A 20,277-nucleotide genomic window follows, 5' to 3' on the forward strand; every position below is an offset into this window, starting at 1 on the left:
GGCCGACGCCTCAGCGCAGGCCCTCGGCCAGTTCGCGCGTGATCTGCGCCGCCGGTGCGCTCTTGCAGCCGCTGGCGTTCTGCCCACTCCACAGTGGCGTGAAGTCGGTGCTGCCGGCCTGTTCGGCGGCGGCGCGCAAGGGGCCGATGGCGTGGGTGGCGAGCGGAAACGCGGGCGCGGCGGCACTGATCGGCCCCAGTTCGCGCATCACGCGGTTGACGATGCCGCGTGCGACGCCGCCGGTGAAGCAGTTGGTGAGCTGGGTATGGCGCGCGGCCTCGCTTTGCAGCGCGGCACGGTGCAGCGGGCGGGTCAGCGCCTCGTCGCTGCACAGGTAGGCGGTGCCGATCTGCACGCCGGCCGCGCCCAGCGCCATGGCGGCGCGCACCCCGGCCGCGTCGGCGATGCCGCCGGCGGCGATCACCGGCAGGCGCACGGCCGCCACGACCTGCGGTAGCAGGGCGAAGATGCCCAGCTGCTCGCTCAGGTCGATGTTCGGGCCGTAGCCCCCCTGCCGCCCCGGTTCGCGTGGTTCGCTGTCCCCTGGGTGGATCGTCCCTGCCGTGGGGCGGCCCGGCGGCAGGAAATGTCCGCGGTGGCCGCCGGCTTCCAGGCCCTGGGCGATGATGGCGTCGGCGCCGTGCGCCTCGAGCCACAGCGCCTCGCGCACCGTGGTGGCGGTCGACAGCACGAACGCGCCCCAGGACTTGATTAGCGCCAGCAGCTCCGGCGCCGGCAGGCCGAAGTGAAAGCTCACCACGCGCGGCCTGAACTCGGCCAGCAGCGCGGCGGCCTCGGCGTCGAAGGGGCGGCGGCCCGGCCCGGTCGGGATCGCTTCCTGATCCAGCCCGTACTCGGCGTAGTACGGCGCCAGCGCTTGTCGCCAGGCGGCCTCGCGCGCCGGGTCCGGCTCGGGCGGCCGGTGGGCGAAGAAGTTGACGTTGCAGGGCAGGCCGCTGGCATGGAGCGTCTGCAGCTCGGCGCGCAGCGCTGCCGGCGTCAGCATCGCCGCCGGCAGCGAGCCCAGGCCGCCCGCAGCGCCGACGGCCAGCGCCAGTGCGCTGCCCTGCGCGCCTGCCATCGGTGCCTGGATCAGGGGCAGGCGCGTGCCCAATCGTGCGGCCAAGGTGCTCGTGCTCATCGACCGATTCTGGCGCAGCGCGCGCGGCGCATCCGCGACAGGGGCTTGCATTCCAGTCATTTATTTAATACATTAAATAAATGATCAAGCATCAGGCTTTCGTTCATCGCAACTTGCCCCTGTTGCTGCTCCAGGCACGCGAGGCCGTGATGCAGCACCGTCGCCCCACGCTGCGCGCCCATGGGTTGTCCGACCAGCAGTGGCGTGTGCTGCGCGTGCTGGCCGAACCGGCGCACGCGGACGGCCTGGAGACCGGCCGGCTGGCGCACGAGGCGCACCTGCTCGGCCCCAGCCTGACCGGCATGCTGGGGCGCATGGAGGCCGCCGGCCTGCTGCAGCGCGCCAGAAGCCCGGAGGACGCGCGCCGCAGCGTGGTCAGCGCCACGGGTGAAGGGCTGGCGCTCGCCGGCCTGCTGCGCGCCACCATCGAGGGGCAGTACCTCGAACTCGAAGCCCACATGGGCCAGCCCAAGCTGGCGCAGCTCTACGCCTTGCTGGACGACTTGATCGCGCTGCATCCGACCGAGGACGGAGATGTCGGCGCTGTCGATGATGGGGTCCAGCCCGCGCGCTTGACGGAGGCCGACGCATGAGCGCCGCAGCCCCGTGCTGGCTGCCGACCGGCACCGTGTATGGCACGCTGCTGAACTTCCGCCGCAAGTGGACGCTGTGGACGCCGAAGATGAGCGAGGCGCCGTACAAGGCGCCACCGAAGGCGCCGGTGCTGTACGTCAAGACCGCCAATACCTTTGCACCTGATGGTGCTGCCGTGGCGGTGCCGGGTGAGGTTGAGTTGGGCGCCACCATCGGGCTGGTCATCGGCGGTGGCATCGACGAGGACGCGGGCCGCGGGCCGCGCGTGCGTGGCTGTGTGCTGCTCAACGACCTGAGCCTGCCGCACGCCAGCTACTACCGCCCGGCGATCCGTTACCGCAATCGCGACGGCTTCCTGGTCTGCGGCGCGGCCTGCGTGCCGATGCCGCTGGCCGACGTCGCCGACCTGGTGCTCGAACTGCGCGTGAACGGCGAACTGGTGCAGCGCGTCGATTGCGCCACCCTGGTGCGCGACGCCGCCACGCTGCTGGCCGATGTCGGCGAGTTCCAGACGCTGCAGCCAGGCGACGTGCTGATGCTCGGCACCGACTGCCTGCTGGATGGCGCACGCCCGCGCGCCAGGGCCGGGGACCGCGTCGAGATCAGCACCCCCGGTTTCGCGCCGCTGGTGCACACGCTGGTGGAGGAGACGCCATGAGCAAGCACGCCCGCATCGCCTGGGCCGGCGCCGTGCACCACGCCATCGAGCAGGACGGCCGGCTTGAGCTGCAGACACCGGCATTCAAGGGTCGCCTGCTGAGCTTCGATGAAGTCGTCTGGCTGCCGCCGCTGGTCGACACACCGCCGCACCGCCCGCGCACCGTGCTGGCGCTGGCCATCAACTACGCAGACCATGCGAAAGAGCTGGCCTTCAAGCCGCCCGAGGAGCCGCTGGCCTTCGCCAAGGGTGCCGGCTCGCTGATCGGCCACGATGGCTTCACCGTGCGCCCGGCCGGAGTGCAGAACATGCACTACGAATGCGAGCTGGTGGTGGTGATCGGCCGCGAGGCCAGGCATGTGAAGCAGCAGGACGCCTACGACTTCGTGCGCGGCTACACCGTGGCCAACGACTACGCGATCCGCGACTACCTGGAGAACTGGTACCGCCCCAACCTGCGCGTGAAGAACCGCGACACGGGCACGCCCATTGGGCCCTGGCTGGTGGATGCGGCCGACATCGCCGACCCGATGAAGCTGGCGCTGCGCACCACGGTGAACGGCCAGCTGACGCAGCAGGGCACCACGGCCGACATGGTGTTCGACGTGCCGATGCTGATCGAGTACTTCAGCAGCTTCATGACGCTGTACCCCGGCGACCTGATCCTGACCGGCACGCCCGACGGGGTGGTTGATTGCCCGGTGGGCTCGGTGGTCGTGACCGAGGTCGAGGGTATCGGTGCGCTGCGCAACACCATCGTCGGAAACTGAAATGAACGCTTCAAGAAGCGGATTGGCGTCCTCGGCGTCCGGTATTCAGCACGCCTCGTATCCATCCGAAAGCTACCGCCATGAAAATTGATCATCTCATCGACGGCAAGGCCGTCCCCGGCACCGATTACTTCGAGACGGTGAACCCCGCCACCCAGCAGGTGCTGGCCGAAGTGGCAGCCGGCGGTGCGGCCGAAGTGCATGCCGCCGTCGCCGCCGCCAAGGCTGCGTTCCCGGCCTGGGCCGGCCTGCCTGCCACCGAGCGCGCCCGGAAGATGCGCGCGCTGGGTGAGCTGATCGCGAAGCACGTGCCGGAGATCGCGAAGACCGAAACCGACGACACCGGCCAGACCATCAGCCAGACCGGCAAGCAGCTGGTGCCGCGCGCGGCCGACAACTTCCACTACTTCGCCGAGATGTGCACGCGCGTCGACGGCCACACCTACCCCACGCCCACGCACCTGAACTACACGCTGTTCCACCCGGTCGGCGTGTGCGCGCTCATCAGCCCATGGAACGTGCCCTTCATGACCGCGACGTGGAAGGTGGCGCCGTGCCTGGCCTTCGGCAACACGGCGGTGCTGAAGATGAGCGAGCTGTCGCCACTGACCGCCGCGCGCCTGGGCGAGCTGGCGCTGGAAGCCGGTGTTCCCGCCGGCGTGCTGAACGTGGTGCACGGCTTCGGCAAGGAGACGGGCGAGCCGCTGTGTGCGCACCCCGACGTGCGCGCCATCAGCTTCACCGGCTCCACCGCCACCGGCAACCGCATCGTCAAGACCGCCGGGCTGAAGAAGTTCAGCATGGAACTGGGCGGCAAGAGTCCGTTCGTGATCTTCGACGACGCCGACCTAGACCGCGCGCTCGACGCCGCGCTCTTCATGATCTTCAGCAACAACGGCGAGCGCTGCACCGCCGGCAGCCGCATCCTGGTGCAGCAGGGCATCTACGCCGATTTTGCGGCCAGATTCGCCGAGCGCGCGAAGAAGATCACCGTCGGTGATCCACAGGACGAAAAGACCATCATCGGCCCGATGATCAGCCAGGGCCACCTCGCCAAGGTGCGCAGCTACATCGAACTGGGCCCGAAGGAAGGTGCCACCATGCTGTGCGGCGGCATCGAGCGCCCGAGCTACGCGGCCGAACTGCCGGCGCATGTCGCCCAGGGCAACTACGTCTGGCCGACCGTGTTCGCCGACGTCGACAACCGCATGAAGATCGCGCAGGAAGAGATCTTCGGTCCTGTGGCCTGCCTGATCCCGTTCAAGGACGAGGCCGACGCCATTGCCAAGGCCAACGACATCGAGTATGGCCTGTCGAGCTACGTGTGGAGCGAGAACATCGGCCGCGCGCACCGCGTGGCCGCCGCCATCGAGGCCGGCATGTGCTTCGTCAACAGCCAGAACGTGCGCGACCTGCGCCAGCCCTTCGGCGGCACCAAAGCATCGGGCACCGGGCGCGAAGGCGGCACCTGGAGCTACGAAGTGTTCCTGGAGCCGAAGAACGTCGCCGTCAGCATGGGCAGCCACCACATCCCGCACTGGGGTGCATGACCGAACCACAAGGAACCGAGGAGACAAACCATGGGACAACTCGCACTCGCCGCCAAGATCACCCACGTGCCCAGCATGTACCTGAGCGAGCTGCCGGGCGAACGCCAAGGCACGCGCCAGGACGCCATCGACGGCCACATCGAGATCGGCCGGCGCTGCCGTGAACTGGGCGTGGACACCATCGTGGTGTTCGACACGCACTGGCTGGTGAACGCCAACTACCATCTCAACTGCGCGCCACGCTGGGAAGGCACCTACACCAGCAACGAACTGCCGCACTTCATCAGCAACATGCCGTTTGCCTTCCCGGGCAACCCGGAGCTGGGCCGCATCCTGGCCCAGGCCTGCAGTGAGCAGGGCGTGGAAACGCTGGCGCACGATGCCACCACGCTGGCGCCCGAGTACGGCACCCTGGTGCCGATGCGCTACATGAATGCCGACCAGCACTTCAAGGTAGTGTCGGTCTCGGCCATGTGCACCAGCCACTACCTGAACGACAGCGCACGCCTGGGCTGGGCCATGCGCGAGGCGGTCGAGCAGCACTACGACGGCAAGGTTGCCTTCCTGGCCAGTGGCTCGCTGTCGCACCGCTTCGCCCAGAACGGCCTGGCGCCCGAGTTCGCGTTCAAGATCTGGAGCCCCTTCCTCGAGCGGCTGGACCATGAAGTGATCGAGATGTGGAAGAACGGCGACTGGCAGGATTTCTGCGCCATGCTGCCCGAGTACGCCGCCAAGGGCCACGGCGAGGGCTTCATGCACGACACGGCGATGCTGCTGGGCGCGCTGGGCTGGTCGGCCTACGACGGCAAGGTGGAGGTGATCACGCCGTACTTCGCCGCCTCGGGCACGGGGCAGATGAATGCGGTGTTCCCGGTGACCAAGCAGGATGGCAGCGCCGTGCCGCCGCCAGAGGCGTCGCGCGCCACCAGCTACCGGGCTTTTCCAAGGCTGTAAGACCATGCCGCATCTCGTCATCCTCTATACCGGCAACCTCGACCACGTGGTCGAGATGCCCGCGCTGTGCCGCGAACTCGCCGATGCCATGCTGGCCGTGCGCGACGAAGCCGGCGCGCAGGTGTTTCCCACCGGCGGCACGCGCGTGCTGGCCTACCCAGCGCCGCATTTCGCCGTCGGCGACGGCGGCGCGGCCGGGCGCGCGGCTGGCGCCGGCAAGACCGGGCTGTCGACCGGCGACCCGGGCGAATACGGCTTCATGTACCTCAACCTGCGCATGGCGCGCGGCCGCACGGCGGCGACGCAGCAGCGCGCCGGCGATGCGCTGCTGGCCGTCACCCGTGCGCGGCTCGACGCCGTGATGGCGACGCGCCACATCGGCCTGACGATCCAGGTCGACGAAGGCCCCGAGGTGTTCGACGCCAAGCACAGCACGCTGCATCCCCTGTTCAAGACGAGCTGACCCGAGCATGTTGACCGACCCGCAGATCCGGCAGCTCGCCGACGAACTGCACGAGAGCGAAACCACGCGCGTGCAGGTCGAGCATTTCTCCAAGCGCTTTCCCGGCATGACGATCGAGGACGGCTACCGCATCAGCCGCGCCTGGGTCGCGCGGCAGCTGGCCGAGGGGCGCCGGGTGATCGGCCACAAGATCGGCCTGACCTCGCGCGCCATGCAGATCTCCAGCCAGATCGACGAGCCCGACTACGGCACCCTGCTTGACAGCATGCTGTTCACCGCCACGCCCGGCCAGCTGCTGGCGCTGCCCGCGAACCGCTTCATCGCCCCGCGCGTCGAGGTCGAGCTGGCCTTCGTCCTCAAGTCCGATCTGCAAGGCCCCGACGTGGATGTCGAGCAGGTGCTGGCCGCCACCGACTACCTCACGCCCGCGATCGAGATCATCGACTCGCGCATCGAGCAGTTCGACCGCCACACCAAGGTGATGCGCAAGGTGTTCGACACCATCAGCGACAACGCCGCCAACGCCGGCATCGTGGTCGGCGCCGGCCGTGCCGATGCGCGCGCCACCGACCGGCCGTGGGTCGGCGCCATCCTGCGCCAGAACGGCGCGGTGGAAGAAACGGGCCTGGCCGCCGGCGTGCAGGGCGACCCGGCCATCGGCATCGCCTGGCTGGCCAACAAGCTGGCGCCCTGGGGCGAATCGCTCAAGGCCGGGCAGATCGTGCTGGCCGGCTCCTTCACGCGGCCGGTGGCGGCCAAGGTCGGCGACCTGTTCGAGGCCGACTACGGCCCGCTCGGCAAGCTGGCGTTCAAGTTCGTGTGAAAAGCACATCCGAAGGCAGGCACCCATGGAGACACCCCGCAACCCGTTCAAGCAGGCGCTGGCCGAAAAACGCGCCCAGATCGGCTTCTGGCTGACGCTGGCCAACAACGTGACGACCGAGATCTGCGCCGGCGCCGGCTTCGACTGGGTGCTGATCGACGGCGAGCACGCGCCCAACGACCTGCAAAGCATGCTGGCGCAGCTGCAGGTGGTGGCCGGCTATCCGTCCACGCACCCGATCGTGCGCATTCCCATGGGCCACGGCCGCGTCGGCGAAATGCTGATCAAGCAGGTGCTGGACCTCGGCGTGCAAACCCTGCTGGTGCCGATGGTCGACACGCCCGAGCAGGCGGCGGCCATCGTGCGCGCAGCGCGCTACCCCGACGCGCAGGGCCAGGGTGGCATTCGCGGCATCGGCGGCGCGCGCGCCTCGCGCTGGGGCCGCTACCCGCGCTACCTGCACGAAGCCAACGAGCGCCTGTGCATCCTGGTGCAGGCCGAGACGCCCACGGCGCTGGCCAACATCGAGGCCATCGCCGCGGTCGATGGCGTCGACGGCATCTTCATCGGCCCGGCTGACCTGTCGGCGTCGATGGGGCACCTGGGCAACCCGTCGCATCCCGACATGCAGGCGGCCATGGCGGATGCCATCCGCCGCATCGTCGCCACCGGCAAGGCGGCCGGCCACCTGTCGCCCGACGAGGCGCTGGCGCGCCGCTACCTGGCGCTGGGCGCCACCTTCGTCGCCGTCGGCCTCGACATGACCGTGCTGGCACGCGGCACCAGCGCGCTGGCAGCCAGCTTCACGGGCCAGGCGCCGGTCGCGACGCCGCCCGCCGGCAGCGTCTACTGACACCAAGGAGCGCACCATGCACGCCGACGAACGCGCCGCCCGCATCCAGCTTGCCGCCTGCTACCGCGTCTTCGCGCTGCTCGGCTGGACCGAGATGATCTACAACCACATCACGCTGCGCCTGCCCGCCAGCGTGAGTGGCGGCGACAAGCACTTCCTGATCAACCCGTTCGGCCTGCACTACACCGAGGTCACCGCCAGCAACCTGGTCAAGGTGAACCTGGCGGGCGACATCCTCGACGGGTCGCCGCACCCCATCAACCCCGCAGGCTACGTGCTGCACAGCACCATCCACGCCATCAACGGCGCGCACTGCGTGATGCACACGCACACCACGGCTGGCGTGGCCGTGGCTTCGCTGGCGTCGGGCCTGTCGCAGAGCAACTTCTACAGCGCGCAGCTGCACGACATGGTGGCCTACCACGACTTCGAGGGCATCACCATCCATGCCGAGGAAGGCCCGCGCGTGCTGCGCTCGATCGGCAACCGGCAGGCGGTGATCCTGCGCAACCACGGCCTGCTGAGCTGGGGCAAGACGCTGCCGCAGGCCTTTGCCGTGCTGTGGACGCTGCAACGCGCGTGCGAGATCCAGCTGGCGACGCAGAGCATGGGCGCACCGCTGCCGGTGCCCGAGGCGATTGCCGCCAAGTGCACGCGTGATGCGCTGCAGTTCGACCCCCGCCATGGCGCCGGCCAGGACGTGTTCAACGCGCTGGTGCGGCAGGTCGATCGCATCGACGACAGCTACAGGAACTGAAGCACTGCGCCAGACCAGCATGGAGATCAGGCCCATGAAGAAGATCGCGATCTACGGCGCCGGTGCCATCGGCGGCTGGATGGGCGCCAGGCTGGCCGCCATCGGCTGCGAGGTCGGCGTGGTGGCGCGCGGCGCCACGCTGGCGGCGCTGCGCAAGCACGGCCTGCGGCTGCGCGAAGGCGAGGCCGAAACCGTGCACGCCGTCACCGCCAGCGACGACCCGGCCGCGCTGGGCGTGCAGGATCTGGTCATCGTCGCGGTCAAGGCGCCGGGCATGGCCGAGGTGGCGCGGCGCATCGGGCCGCTGATCGGCCCGGGCACCATCGTGCTCACGGCCATGAACGGCGTGCCCTGGTGGTTCCTGCAGGGCTTTGGCGGCCCGGTGACGGGGCGCAACCTCGAGTCCGTCGATCCGGGCGGCGTCATCGCGCAGGCCATTCCCGCACAGCAGGTGATCGGCTGCGTGGTGCACGCCAGCTGCTCGGTCGATGCGCCGGGCATCATCCGTCATCGCATGGGCCGCGGCTTGATCGTCGGCGAACCGGCCGGCGGCGAGACGCCGCGCCTGCGCGCGCTGGCCGACCTGCTCGCCCAGGCCGGCTTCGACGTCACGCCGTCGCCGCAGATCCAGAAGGACGTCTGGTACAAACTGTGGGGCAACATGACGGTGAACCCGGTCTGCGCCATGACCGGTGCCAGTTCCGACCGCGTGCTGGACGATGGGCTGGTGCGTGACTTCATCAGCCGGGTGATGCTGGAAGCGAAAGAGATAGGCGCCCGCATCGGCATCCCGATCGCCGAGCAGCCCGAAGACCGCCACGCCGTCACGCGCAAGCTGGGGGCGATGCGCCCATCGATGCTGCAGGACGTGGAGGCCGGCAAGCCGGTCGAACTCGATGCGCTGGTCGCCTCGGTGCGCGAACTGGGTCAGCTGACCCAGGTGCCGACGCCGTTCACCGATGCGTTGCTGGGCTTGAGTCGACTGCACGCGCGGGTGCGCGGGCTGTATCCGTAGCCGGCGCGAACGGGTGCAGCGTAGCATCGGCCATCCGCTCACGCCACGTCGCCATGCCCCGCTTCCACGTTCCGCTGCCGCTGTCCCCCGACCTGCGTCTCGCGCTGCCGCCCGGCGCGGCGCGCCATGTGCAGGTGCTGCGGTTGCAGCCGGGCGAAGCTATCACCCTGTTCAACGGCGAAGGCGGCGAATGGTCGGCGGTGATCGAGCGCATGGCGCGCAGCGAGGTCGAGGTGTGGGTCGAGGCGCACCAGGCCATCGAGCGCGAGGCGGCGTGTGCGGTGCATCTGGCCGTGGGGCTGATGGCGGCCGAGCGCATGGACTGGCTGGTCGAGAAGGCGACAGAACTGGGCGCTGTCAGCCTGACGCCGCTGCTGCTGGCACGCAGCAGCCTGCGTCTGTCCGGTGAGCGCGCGGCGAAGAAGCGCGCTCACTGGCAGGCGGTCGCGGTGGCGGCGAGCGAGCAGTGCGGCCGCAATCGTGTGCTGCAGGTGCGCGAGCAGCGCCACTTGGCCGACTTGCTCGCGCAGGGCGAACCGGCTGCCGCGTGGCGCGCGCTGCTGTCGCTGGATGGGGACGCCACGCCGCTGCGCGACGCGATGGCGGCACGGGTGGGCGATGCGGGCGTGTGCCTGCTGTCGGGGCCGGAAGGTGGCCTCAGCCCGCAGGAAGAGGCTGCTGCGCGCGCAGCCGGCTGGCTGCCCGTCAGTCTGGGCACGCGTGTGCTGCGCGCCGAGACCGCGCCGCTGGCGGCACTGGCCTTGCTGTCGAGCTAGCGTGTCGACGGCAACTCCACTACCGGCGCCAGGCCGGCGCCGATGCTAGGTGTGTAGGTAGCGGCCTTGGTTGGGGTCCGCGGCCATGGGGCACGGGCCGATATCCGAACAGGCAGGCCGCTCGGCCCACCGCCTTATTGCCGGATGAAGTCGATCATCACGCCTTCGGGCGCGCGCTGGCGGTACTCGATGCGGATGCCGTCGCCATAACGCGCCTGCATCTGCGCCAGCAGCGGCAGCGGGTCATGGTCGTTGACGAAGCGCATCACCTCGCCGGGGTGCAGCGCGTCCAGCGCGCCGAAGATCGCCGAATGGCGGAAGCGCTTGGCCACGCCGCGGGCGTCGAAGCCGTAGATGGCTTCCGGCGTCGAATGGTCGTGCGGCTGCAGGTTTTGCTGGGTCAGGGCCATGAGGCAGGTTCTCCTTGGTGCGGTGGATGAAAGGGGTGAAAAAGCCGTCGGCGGGCAGCTGCGTCAGCGCTTCAGCTCGCCGCGCTTGTCGTCGACCTGAGCCCATTCCTCGGCGTCCGGCAGCGCCGGCTTGCTGCGCGTGATGGGCTTCCACTGGCTCGCCAGTTCGGCGTTGAGCGGGATGAAGTCGAGCTGATCCTTGGGCACGTCCTCCTCGGCATAGATTGCGGCGACCGGGCATTCGGGCACGCAGACGGCGCAGTCGATGCAGTCGTCGGGATCGATGGCGAGGAAGTTCGGGCCTTCGCGGAAGGCGTCGGTCGGGCACACGTCGACGCAATCCGTGTATTTGCAGCGGATGCAGGCTTCGGTGACGACAAAGGTCATGGTGGTACGGCAGACAGCTTAAAGATGCATTCAAAATACTACTTTAATGTACGTTGCCTCGTGGGGCCGCGCAACGTAAATCCTTGTCGCCGTCCCTGGCATGCGCCCCGGGCTGCGTGCTGCACGTGTGGTGCGGCTCGGCGACAATCCAGCGCTCTTGTCGAAGTGCCGTCCATGAACCGTCATCTGCTGCTGCTGACCCTGGCCCAGGGCCTGTTCCTGATCAACAACGTCACCTTCATCGCCATCAACGGGCTGGTGGGCCTGCAGCTGGCGCCGTTCGGCTGGATGGCGACGCTGCCGGTGATGGGCTACGTGGTCGGCGGCGCGCTGGCGGCGCCGCTGGTGGCGCGCACGCAGGCGCGCTACGGGCGCCGCGCCTCGTTCCAGATCGGCCTGGCGGTGGCGCTGGGTTCGGCGCTGCTGGCGGCCTGGGCAGCGTCGGCGCAGCATTTCTGGGTGCTGGTGCTGGCGACCGTGATCGCCGGCTACTACAACGCCAACGGCCAGTTGTACCGCTTCGCCGCGGCCGAGCTGACGGCGCCCGACTGGCGCGAGAAGGCGGTGTCGCTGGTGCTGGCGGGCGGGCTGCTGGGCGCCATCATCGGCCCCAACCTGGCGGCCTGGACGCGTGCGCTGCTGCCCACGCCCTTCGTCGGCGCCTACCTGGCGCTGGCGGTGGTGGCGGTGCTGGGCATGGCGGTGATGGCGCTGATCGAATTCCCGCCCGCGCCGCCCAAGGCCAGCGGCGCGGCGGCCGGCCGGCCGATCGGCGAGATCATGCGCCAGCCGGTGTTTCTGGTCGCCACCGTCGGCGCGGCGCTCGGCTACGGCGTGATGAACCTGCTGATGGCCGCCACGCCGCTGGCGATGCAGGTGTGCGGCTTCGACTTCGATGCCACCGCACTGGTGCTGCAGTGGCACGTGATCGGCATGTTCGCCCCGGGCTTCTTCACCGGCCACCTGATCAGGCGCTTCGGCGTGCTGACGATCATGGGCACGGGCGTGGCGCTGAACCTGCTGTGCGTGGTGATTGCGCTGTCGGGGGTCGACCTGCACCAGTTCCTGATCGCGCTGTTCGCGCTCGGCGTGGGCTGGAACTTCCTGTTCACCGGCAGCACCACGCTGGCGCTAACCGCCTACCGGCCGGAAGAGAAGGACCGCGCGCAGGCGGCGATCAATTTCTGTGTCTTCGCCACCATGGCGGTGACTTCGTTCGCCTCCGGTGCGCTGGTGACGACGCAGGGCTGGACCTGGCTCAACCTCGGTTCGCTACCGGTGCTGATGCTGGTCGGCGCGGCGCTGGCCTGGCTTGGTCTGCGGCAGCGGCGCGAAGCGGCGCTGGCCTGACTGCCGACGGCGCGGATCGGTTCAGCCGGCCGGGCGGTCCGGCGCACCGGGCGGATGGCGCGCCAGCAACCAGTCGTGCAGAACCCCGAACACCTCGGCCCTGTCGATTTCGTTGAACAGTTCGTGCCAGTGCGAGGCAAACCGGTGCGCCGTCACCACGGCGGCCGGCGCGGCCTGCGCGAATGCAGCGCTGCCGCCCGGGTTCACCAACCGATCGTCGCCGGCATACAGCAACAGCGTCGGCACCGACCAGTGCGGCGCGGCGGCGATCACGTCCGGCCCAGCGGTGCTGAAGAAGCGCGCCAGCCGGGCGCTGATGCGGTCGTGCACCAGTGCATCGGCTTGGTAGGCGGCAACCACGGCGGCGTCGTGCGAGAGATGGCGCGCATCCAGTCCATTGCCCAGGCGCAGCGTGGGCGCGATGCGGACCAGCAGTCGCACCAGCGCCTGCTGCAGCGGCGTCATGCCGGCGTCGAGCGCCGGTGAAGACAGCACCAGACTATCCACCTGCCGCCAAGCCAGCGCCACCAGCCGCGCTGCCACCAACCCGCCCATCGAATGGCCGAGCAGGATCAGCGGCTGGCCGTGGCCCATGCGCGCGCGAGTCTCGTCGATGACGGCCGCCAGGTCGGCCGGCAACTGGTCGTCGGCCAGCAGGCTGCCGCGTGCGCCGGCCGAACGGCCATGGCCGTGCTGGTCGTAGCCGCACACCGCGAAACCCCAGGCGTTCAGCTGTTCGGCGACATGCTGGTAGCGGCCGATGTGTTCGCCCAGACCGTGCACCAGCAGCACGGTGCCGCACGCCGTTTCGCCTGCCGCGATCGGCCAGTCGCAGACGGCCAGCGTCTGGCCGCGCGCGCCTGGCAGCTCGGACCAGATTGGTGCTGGCATCAAGCTAGAAAGGGCAGTTGACTGCTTCCAGCCTCATGGCATCCGCGCAATCACCTCGGCCACGGCCGCCGTCAGGCGCTTGGCGTAGGGCACGTGCAGGAACTCGTTCGGCCCGTGCGCGTTGCTGCGCGGGCCGAGCACGCCGCAGACCATCATCTGCGAGCGCGGGAAGCCCTGGCTGAGCTGATTCATCAGCGGAATCGTGCCGCCCTGGCCGATGTAGCCGCAGGGCGCGCCGAAGTGCGCCATCGAGGCGGCGTCCAGCGCCTGCGCGAACCAGGGTGCCGATTCGGGCGCGTTCCAGCCGCTGGCGCCGCCGTGGCTGTCGAAGGTCACTTTCGCCTGATACGGCGCGTTGTCCTCCAGCAGGCGCTTGACCTCCTGCACCGCCGTGACGGCATCGACCAGCGGCGGCAGGCGCAGGCTGAGCCTGAAGGCGGTGGCGGGGCGCAGCACGTTGCCGGCGTCCTGCAGCGGCGGCAGGCCTTCCGCGCCGGTCACGCTGAGTGTCGGGCGCCAGGTGCGCGCCAGCAGGGCGTCGACCGGGTCGCCCGTCATCGGCAGCACGCTGCGCGATTCGCCGCCGCAGTCGTAGTGCACCCACGGATAGCGCTTGAACAGGTCATCGCCCAGGATCGCCGCGGTGGCCCGTGCCTGTTCGATGCGCTCGGCCGGGATCTCGCAATGGAAGCTGGCTGGCAGCAGGCGGCCGGTGGCGCTGTCTTCCAGCCGGTCCAGCACCTGGCGCAGGATCCGGAAACTGCTGGGCACCAGGCCCGAGGCGTCGCCCGAGTGCACGCCCTCGGTCAGCACCTCGACGCGCAGGGTGCCGGCCGCCATGCCGCGCAGGCTGGTGGTCAGCCAGAGCTGGTCGTAGTTGCCGGCTCCGGAGTCCAGGCACACCACCAGACCGACGTCGCCCAGGCGTGGACGCAGGGCGTCGATGTAGGGCAGCAGGTCGGGCGAGCCGCTTTCCTCGCTGGTTTCGATCAGGCCGACGATGCGCGGGTGCGGCACGTTCTGGGCCTTCAATGCCTGCACCGCGGCGATGGCGGCGTACACTGCGTAGCCGTCGTCGGCGCCGCCGCGGCCGTAGAGCCTGCCGTCCTCGTACTTGGGCGTCCACGGCCCCAGGTCATTGCGCCAGCCGGTGAACTCGGGCTGCTTGTCGAGGTGACCGTACATCAGGACTGTTTGTGCACTACTGGCCTTGGTGCCCTCGATCTCGAAGAAGATCACCGGCGTGCGTCCGTCGATGCGCACCACTTCCAGCTTCAGGCCCGCCACCTTCTGCGACTCGACCCATTCGGCGGCATCGCGCACCACGCGGTCGATGAAGCCGTGCGCCGCCCAGTCGGGGTCGAAGGCGAGCGACTTGGCGGGGATGGCGATGTAGTCGCTCAGCCGGTGCAGGATGTCGCCGTCCCACTGGGCGCCGATCTGCTGCAATGCCTGGCCGACGTCCAGCGTGCTGCCTGCAGGCAGTTCCTTGTGAAGCGGTGCGTTCATGGGTCGGGTGCTCGGGTGGGAGTGATCGATCCAGGCACTTTACGCCCTTTGCTCCCCTGTCGCCATGCGCGCCGGCTTGCATGGTGGTCGGCGGCACAGGGTAGAGTGTGCGGCATGACTACCCTGCTCGACTTCCCCATCACCCGCAAGTGGCCGCCCGCGCATCCCGAGCGGCTGCAACTGTATTCACTGACCACGCCCAACGGCGTCAAGGCATCGATCATGCTGGAGGAGACTGGCCTGCCCTACGAGGCGCACCGCGTCAGCTTCGACACGCAGGACCAGATGTCGCCGGAGTTCCTCAGCCTCAACCCCAACAACAAGATCCCGGCGCTGATCGACCCGAACGGCCCGGGCGGCAAACCGCTGGCCCTGTGGGAATCGGGCGCCATCCTGATCTACCTGGCCGAGAAGACCGGCCAGTTGCTGCCGCAGGATCCGGCTGCGCGCTACCAGACGCTGCAATGGCTGATGTGGCAGATGGGCGGCGTCGGGCCGATGTTCGGCCAGGTCGGCTTCTTCCACAAGTTCGCCGGCAAGGACTACGAGGACAAGCGCCCGCGCAATCGCTACGTGGCCGAGAGCGGGCGCCTGCTCGGCGTGCTGGATGGCCACCTGAAAGGCCGCGCCTGGATCATGGGCGACGACTACAGCATCGCTGACATCGCCGTCTTCCCCTGGGTGCGCAACCTGGTGGGCTTCTACGCAGCCGGCGATCTGGTTCAGTTCGGGCGCTTCAAGGAGGTGCAGCGGGTGCTGGACGCTTTCGTGGCACGGCCGGCGGTGCAGCGCGGGCTGGCGATTCCGGCAGCGCCCTGATGCTTGGAGCACCGGGGCCCGAAACAGTAGCGAGCGGCGTTCAGCCCGGCACGCCGGCCAGGAACTTCTCGACCATCGTCGCCAGGATCACCGGGGTCTCGTCCATCGGGTAGTGGCCGGCGTTGCGCACCACCTCCAGCTGCGCATGCGGGTAGTGCTGCAGCCAGGTGTCGCGGCAGGCCTGCTCGCCCAGCGCGGCGTCGTGTTCGCCCGGCAGCACCAGCACCGGCAGCTTCTTGTCCTTCACCTGGTCGACGAAGCTGGTCTTGGCCCAGGACGGCATGTAGCCGGCCACCGCCTCGTCGTCGGAGTTGGTCTTGGTGCTGGCGACCATGGCGTCGAGCCAGGTGCCGGTCAGGCGGTTGCCGGTCGTGAAGTCGAGGATGTTGCGGCGTGCCTGGCCGTCGCTGCCGGCGGCGCTGAACAGCTGCCAGCCGGCCTCGTCGAAGGCCACGCCGGCGGCCGACACCGGCGTCAGCGCCACCAGCGAGCGCACGCGCTCCGGCGCCGCCACCAGTACCTGCTGGATGCTGACGCCGCCCATCGAGTGACCGATCAGCGAAAAGCGTTGCCAGCCCAGGTGGTCTGCCAGCGCCAGCGCGTCCTGGGCGATCTGCTCGACGGTGTACGGCCCGCCTGAGCCGCGCATGCCGCCGTAGCCGCGCTGGTCCATGAGGGCGTAGCTGAAATCCTGGCCGTTGAGGTGCTGGGCGAACGGCCCCCAGCCCTTGGCGTGGCCGAACCAGCCGTGCAGGCCGATCACCTTGTGCGGGCCGTTGCCGATGAGAAGATGCGTGTTGGGCATGGTGTGTCTCCTGGTCGTGATGGCGGAACAAGAATCTGCCATACATGATACGAATTCCCGGCGTTTGCACTGATGCGATGGGCATGGATTGCGAGGATGATCCGTTTCCTCGTCTGATCCGTACAAGGACCCCATGCTGACCGGAGACATGCTGCGCCGCAGCGCCACGCGCTTTCCCGACAAGCCGGCCATCATCTACCGCGGACCCGGCCGGCGCTCGGCGCTGAGCTTTCTCGAACTCGACCAGCAGGCCAACCGCCTGGCCCACGCGCTGCTGGCGCTGGGGCTGGCCAAGGGCACCAAGGTGTCGATGCTGTCGCGCAACCTGCCGGAATACGGCGTGGTGTTCTTCGGCGTCGCGCGCACCGGCCTGGTGCTGAACAACGTCTCGATCCTGTACGCCGCCGACGAACTGGCCTGGGTGCTCAACAAGAGCGACACCGAGTTGCTGATCGTGGACAGCCAGTTCAGCGACCGGCTGGCGCACGTGCGCGCGCACTGTCCCGGCATCCGCCAGGTGATCGTGATCGGCGCCGAGGGTGCACCGGATGCCATCGGCTTCGGCGCCTTCATCGCCGGGCAGCCGACGCACCCGCCGGCGGTCGATCTCAGCGAGCGCGACCCGTTCTGCATGACCTACACCGGCGGCACCACCGGGCATCCGAAAGGCGTGCTGGCCAGCCACCGGGCGCGCGAGGTGACGGCGCACACGGTGGTGGTCGAGGAGCGCCTGGTGCCCGAGGATGTGGTGGCCATCGTGACGCCGCTGTTCCACGTGGCGGCGCTCAACATCATGTTCCAGCCGGCGGTGCTGATCGGAGCCACCAGCGTGTTCATCACGCCCTGGTCGCCCACCGCCTTCATGGACGCGGTGGAGCAGGAAGCCATCACGGCCGGCTTCATGGTGCCGACGCAGGCCAACACGCTGGTCACGCACCCGGACTTCGATCCGGCGCGCCTGCAGAGCTGGACCAAGCTGTCGTTCGCCGGCGCGCCGATGCCCGACTGGGTACAGACCGAGCTGATGGCCAGGCTGCTGCAGCTGAAGCTGACGCAGATCTACGGCCAGTCGGAGATGGGCGTGATCGCCGCGCTGCCGCCGCAGCTGCTGCCGGCCAAGCTGGGCAGCGTCGGGCGTCAGCCCTTCAACGTCGACCTGGCGGTGCTGCGGCCGGACGGCACGCCGGTCGAGGTCGGCGAGATCGGCGAGGTCGCCACGCGCGGCGACAACGTGATGCTCGGCTACTACGGCGAGCCCGAGCAGACGGCGGCCTTCTTCAAGCTGGGCGGCGGCTGGGGGCTGTCGGGTGACGTGGCGACGATCGATGCCGACGGTTGCATCACCTTGATCGACCGCGCCAAGGACATGCTGATCTCGGGCGGGGAGAACGTCTACCCGAAGGAGATCGAGGACGCCATCTACGGCCTCGAGGCTGTGGCCGAGGTGGCGGTGTTCGGCATTCCCGACGACAAGTTCGGCGAGGTGCCGGCGGCCTACATCCAGCTCAAGCCCGGCGCCGCGCTGACCGAAGACCAGGTGGTGGCGCAGTGCGAGGCCAAGCTGGCGCGGCTGAAGCGCCCACGCCTGGTGAAGTTCGTCGACGGCTTTCCCAAGACGCCGATCGGCAAGATCCAGAAGACGCTGCTGAAGGAGCCCTTCTGGCAGGATCGCAAGAAGATCTGACACCTCCGCAGCGACTGGTCGAGTTGGGAGAAACCCGATCAGCGTCAACCCCAGTTCCCGGCGCATCGTTGACCCGTCATCATCGCTTCCCCAATTTGTTTAGACCTAAACCATCTGGAAGGATTCGCGCCGTGATGACTGCACCGTCCCGTTCGTTTTCGCGCCGCCTGCTGCTCACGCGCGGCGCCGCCGTCCTGGGTGCTTCGAGCCTGGCGCTGCCGCCGCTGGCGCGTGCCCAGGGCAGCAAGATCAAGATCGGCCTGATGCTGCCCTACACCGGCACTTTCGCGCAGATCGGCAACGCCATCGAGGCCGGGTTCCGCCTGGCGCTGCAGGAGCAGGGTGGCAAGCTGGGCGGGCGCGAGGTCGAGATCGTCAAGCTTGACGACGAGTCCGAGCCGTCCAAGGGGGTCGAGAACGCCAGCAAACTGGTGCAGCGCGACAAGGTTGACGTCATCGTCGGCACCGTGCATTCGGGCGTGCAGATGGGCATCCACAAGGTGGCGCGCGAATCCGGCGTGCTGTGCCTGATCCCCAATGCCGGCGTGCACGCCGCCACGCGCGCGCTGTGCGCACCCAACGTGTTCCGCACCTCGTTCTCCAATTCGCAGCCGACGCTGGCGCTGGGCAGGCCGATGGTCGACAAGGGCCTGAAGAAGGCGGTCTGGATCAGCTGGAAGTACGCTGCCGGCGAGGAGGCCTTCGAGGGCTTCCGGGACAGCTTCACCCAGGCCGGCGGCAGCATCGTCAAGGACCTGTGGCTGCCGTTTCCGAACGTCGAGTTCCAGGCGCTGCTGACCGAGATCGCCTCGCTGAAACCCGACGCCGTGGCGACCATGTTCGCCGGTGCCGGCGCCGGCAAGTTCATCACCGATTACGCGGCCGCCGGCCTGAAGGGCAAGATTCCGCTGTGGGGTTCGGGTTTCCTGACCGAGGGTGTGCTGGAGGCGGCTGGTGCGGCGGCCGACGGCATCATGACGGCGATGCACTACAGCGACTCGCTGGCGACGCCGCGCAACCAGCAGTTCCGGCTCGACTACGCCAAGGCCTTCAAGTCGCAACCCGACGTGTATTCGGTGCAGGGCTACGACGCCGGCCTGCTGCTGATCGCCGGCGCCAAGGCGGTGAACGGCGACCTGGGCGCCAAGCCGGCGCTGTACAAGGCGATGGAAGGCGCGGTGATCGACAGCCCGCGCGGCAAATGGACCATGAGCAAGGCCCACAACCCGGTGCAGGACTTCTATCTGCGCGTGGTGGATAAAGGCGAGAACAAGGTGTTGGGCGTGGCGGCCAAGGCGCTGTCGGATTCGGGCGCCGGCTGCAAGCTGGCCTGAGGCCAGCGGTCCGCTGGCGATGCGCGCCTGCGCGGCGCGCACCGTTGGGGATGGTCAGCGTAGCGCCTGCGGCAACATCTCGACGCGCAGCCCTTCGCGCGTCACCTGCAGCGCGCCGACCGTGAGGCCGAGGTTGCGTGCCAGTTCGAGCTGCTCGGGTGGAAAGCGGTAGATCACCAGATCCGCCAGCAGCTGCTCGGCGATGCGCGGCGCGTACTGCGACACCAGCGGCTGCTGCGCGCGCGGCACCTGGTCGATGCGCAGCTGGTTCACGCGCGCGTCGGCCATGCGGATCGCGCCTTCCCGCGCGTCGAAGCGCAGGCCGTAGTCCAGATCCATGCCGCCGGTGAAGCGGCTGCGCGCGATGCGTTCGGTCACCACCAGGTCGAACGCGGTCGCCAGCCGGTTGCTGGCCGGCAGCAGGCTCAGGCGCGGTGACTGCAGGCTCAGGTCGACCAGCCCGCCGAAGCTGCGCGTGTACGGGAACTGGCGCGCCAGCAGCTCGTTCAGGCGCTGGCGCGACAGCAGCTGCGTGCGCACCCCGTCGATCCCGGTGCCGGTGGCGCAGGCGCTCAGGCTGGGGATCAGGCTGCCCAGCACGGCGCCCGCCGCCAATGCCTGGCAGCGGCGGCGGGTGATCGGGACAGAAACGGTGCTGGCGGACATGAGAGGCTCGGTTGCAGACTGGCCACGGCAGTGGCTGCAGCGGCGAGCAGAGATTAGCAGCAGACGGC

At 69.0% G+C, this 20,277-nt stretch carries 22 protein-coding genes; 15 read left to right on the plus strand and 7 right to left on the minus strand.

Features of this window, described 5'->3' with window-relative positions; all coding sequences use genetic code 11:
• Positions 1-10: 10 nt before the first annotated feature.
• Complete coding sequence (locus tag PK606_RS05635) at positions 11-1,141, minus strand: NAD(P)H-dependent flavin oxidoreductase (RefSeq protein WP_324561579.1); 1,131 nt, start codon at positions 1,139-1,141, stop codon at positions 11-13.
• Between the two features lie 113 nt (positions 1,142-1,254).
• On the opposite strand from PK606_RS05635, the gene hpaR reads away from it, so the two are divergent.
• From hpaR to PK606_RS05690, 11 genes are all read left to right on the plus strand, one after another.
• Positions 1,255-1,734: a homoprotocatechuate degradation operon regulator HpaR gene (hpaR, locus tag PK606_RS05640; protein WP_324561581.1), complete on the plus strand. Its 480-nt coding sequence runs from the start codon at positions 1,255-1,257 to the stop codon at positions 1,732-1,734.
• A complete protein-coding gene (locus PK606_RS05645; RefSeq protein WP_324561583.1) occupies positions 1,731-2,393 on the plus strand; it encodes a fumarylacetoacetate hydrolase family protein in 663 nt (220 codons plus the stop codon). Before hpaR ends, PK606_RS05645 begins: the two co-directional genes overlap by 4 nt.
• Positions 2,390-3,163 (plus strand): fumarylacetoacetate hydrolase family protein, encoded by a 774-nt coding sequence (locus PK606_RS05650; protein ID WP_324561585.1) that lies wholly within the window; start codon positions 2,390-2,392, stop codon positions 3,161-3,163. Before PK606_RS05645 ends, PK606_RS05650 begins: the two co-directional genes overlap by 4 nt.
• Before the next feature lie 80 nt (positions 3,164-3,243).
• Positions 3,244-4,713: a 5-carboxymethyl-2-hydroxymuconate semialdehyde dehydrogenase gene (gene hpaE, locus PK606_RS05655; protein WP_324561587.1), complete on the plus strand. Its 1,470-nt coding sequence runs from the start codon at positions 3,244-3,246 to the stop codon at positions 4,711-4,713.
• 30 nt (positions 4,714-4,743) lie between these two features.
• Positions 4,744-5,667, plus strand: a complete 924-nt coding sequence (gene hpaD, locus PK606_RS05660; protein WP_324561589.1) for a 3,4-dihydroxyphenylacetate 2,3-dioxygenase — start codon at positions 4,744-4,746, stop codon at positions 5,665-5,667.
• A 4-nt stretch (positions 5,668-5,671) separates the two neighbouring features.
• Positions 5,672-6,130, plus strand: a complete 459-nt coding sequence (locus PK606_RS05665) for a 5-carboxymethyl-2-hydroxymuconate isomerase (protein WP_324561591.1) — start codon at positions 5,672-5,674, stop codon at positions 6,128-6,130.
• A gap of 7 nt (positions 6,131-6,137) precedes the next feature.
• The gene (gene hpaH / locus PK606_RS05670) at positions 6,138-6,953 is read left to right on the plus strand and encodes a 2-oxo-hept-4-ene-1,7-dioate hydratase (RefSeq protein WP_324561593.1); all 816 of its coding nucleotides are present in this window, start codon (positions 6,138-6,140) and stop codon (positions 6,951-6,953) included.
• A 25-nt stretch (positions 6,954-6,978) separates the two neighbouring features.
• Positions 6,979-7,806 (plus strand): aldolase/citrate lyase family protein, encoded by an 828-nt coding sequence (locus tag PK606_RS05675; protein WP_324561595.1) that lies wholly within the window; start codon positions 6,979-6,981, stop codon positions 7,804-7,806.
• 16 nt (positions 7,807-7,822) lie between these two features.
• Positions 7,823-8,563, plus strand: coding sequence for a class II aldolase/adducin family protein (locus tag PK606_RS05680; protein ID WP_324561597.1), 741 nt, complete (start codon positions 7,823-7,825; stop codon positions 8,561-8,563).
• A 34-nt stretch (positions 8,564-8,597) separates the two neighbouring features.
• The gene (locus PK606_RS05685; RefSeq protein ID WP_324561598.1) at positions 8,598-9,578 is read left to right on the plus strand and encodes a 2-dehydropantoate 2-reductase; all 981 of its coding nucleotides are present in this window, start codon (positions 8,598-8,600) and stop codon (positions 9,576-9,578) included.
• 53 nt (positions 9,579-9,631) lie between these two features.
• Positions 9,632-10,354 (plus strand): 16S rRNA (uracil(1498)-N(3))-methyltransferase, encoded by a 723-nt coding sequence (locus tag PK606_RS05690; protein ID WP_324561600.1) that lies wholly within the window; start codon positions 9,632-9,634, stop codon positions 10,352-10,354.
• A gap of 134 nt (positions 10,355-10,488) precedes the next feature.
• Here the strand turns inward: PK606_RS05690 and PK606_RS05695 are convergent, their stop codons facing one another.
• Complete coding sequence (locus tag PK606_RS05695) at positions 10,489-10,764, minus strand: DUF2249 domain-containing protein (RefSeq protein WP_324561602.1); 276 nt, start codon at positions 10,762-10,764, stop codon at positions 10,489-10,491.
• A 63-nt stretch (positions 10,765-10,827) separates the two neighbouring features.
• Entirely contained in the window at positions 10,828-11,151 is a 324-nt protein-coding gene (fdxA, locus tag PK606_RS05700) for a ferredoxin FdxA (RefSeq protein ID WP_324561604.1), read from the minus strand.
• Positions 11,152-11,325: 174 nt separating this feature from the next.
• Here fdxA and PK606_RS05705 point away from each other — a divergent pair, with 174 nt between their 5' ends.
• Positions 11,326-12,501, plus strand: a complete 1,176-nt coding sequence (locus tag PK606_RS05705; protein ID WP_324561606.1) for an MFS transporter — start codon at positions 11,326-11,328, stop codon at positions 12,499-12,501.
• Positions 12,502-12,522: 21 nt separating this feature from the next.
• On the opposite strand, the gene PK606_RS05710 is transcribed toward PK606_RS05705, so the two are convergent.
• Complete coding sequence (locus PK606_RS05710; protein ID WP_324561609.1) at positions 12,523-13,392, minus strand: alpha/beta hydrolase; 870 nt, start codon at positions 13,390-13,392, stop codon at positions 12,523-12,525.
• A 33-nt stretch (positions 13,393-13,425) separates the two neighbouring features.
• A complete protein-coding gene (locus PK606_RS05715) occupies positions 13,426-14,901 on the minus strand; it encodes a M20/M25/M40 family metallo-hydrolase (protein WP_324561611.1) in 1,476 nt (491 codons plus the stop codon).
• Between the two features lie 114 nt (positions 14,902-15,015).
• Here PK606_RS05715 and PK606_RS05720 point away from each other — a divergent pair, with 114 nt between their 5' ends.
• On the plus strand, positions 15,016-15,720 hold the full coding sequence (locus PK606_RS05720; protein ID WP_324561613.1) for a glutathione S-transferase N-terminal domain-containing protein: 705 nt from the start codon (positions 15,016-15,018) through the stop codon (positions 15,718-15,720).
• 40 nt (positions 15,721-15,760) lie between these two features.
• Here the strand turns inward: PK606_RS05720 and PK606_RS05725 are convergent, their stop codons facing one another.
• Positions 15,761-16,525 (minus strand): alpha/beta fold hydrolase, encoded by a 765-nt coding sequence (locus PK606_RS05725; RefSeq protein ID WP_324561615.1) that lies wholly within the window; start codon positions 16,523-16,525, stop codon positions 15,761-15,763.
• 133 nt (positions 16,526-16,658) lie between these two features.
• Here PK606_RS05725 and PK606_RS05730 point away from each other — a divergent pair, with 133 nt between their 5' ends.
• Positions 16,659-18,209 (plus strand): AMP-binding protein, encoded by a 1,551-nt coding sequence (locus tag PK606_RS05730; protein WP_324561617.1) that lies wholly within the window; start codon positions 16,659-16,661, stop codon positions 18,207-18,209.
• Positions 18,210-18,343: 134 nt separating this feature from the next.
• Positions 18,344-19,543: an ABC transporter substrate-binding protein gene (locus PK606_RS05735; RefSeq protein WP_324561619.1), complete on the plus strand. Its 1,200-nt coding sequence runs from the start codon at positions 18,344-18,346 to the stop codon at positions 19,541-19,543.
• Between the two features lie 54 nt (positions 19,544-19,597).
• Here PK606_RS05735 and PK606_RS05740 read toward each other — a convergent pair whose 3' ends face one another.
• Positions 19,598-20,209 (minus strand): DUF1439 domain-containing protein, encoded by a 612-nt coding sequence (locus PK606_RS05740; protein ID WP_324561621.1) that lies wholly within the window; start codon positions 20,207-20,209, stop codon positions 19,598-19,600.
• Positions 20,210-20,277 lie beyond the last annotated feature (68 nt).

The sequence above is a fragment of the Ottowia sp. genome (assembly GCF_035444425.1).
GTDB lineage: Bacteria > Pseudomonadota > Gammaproteobacteria > Burkholderiales > Burkholderiaceae_C > Ottowia.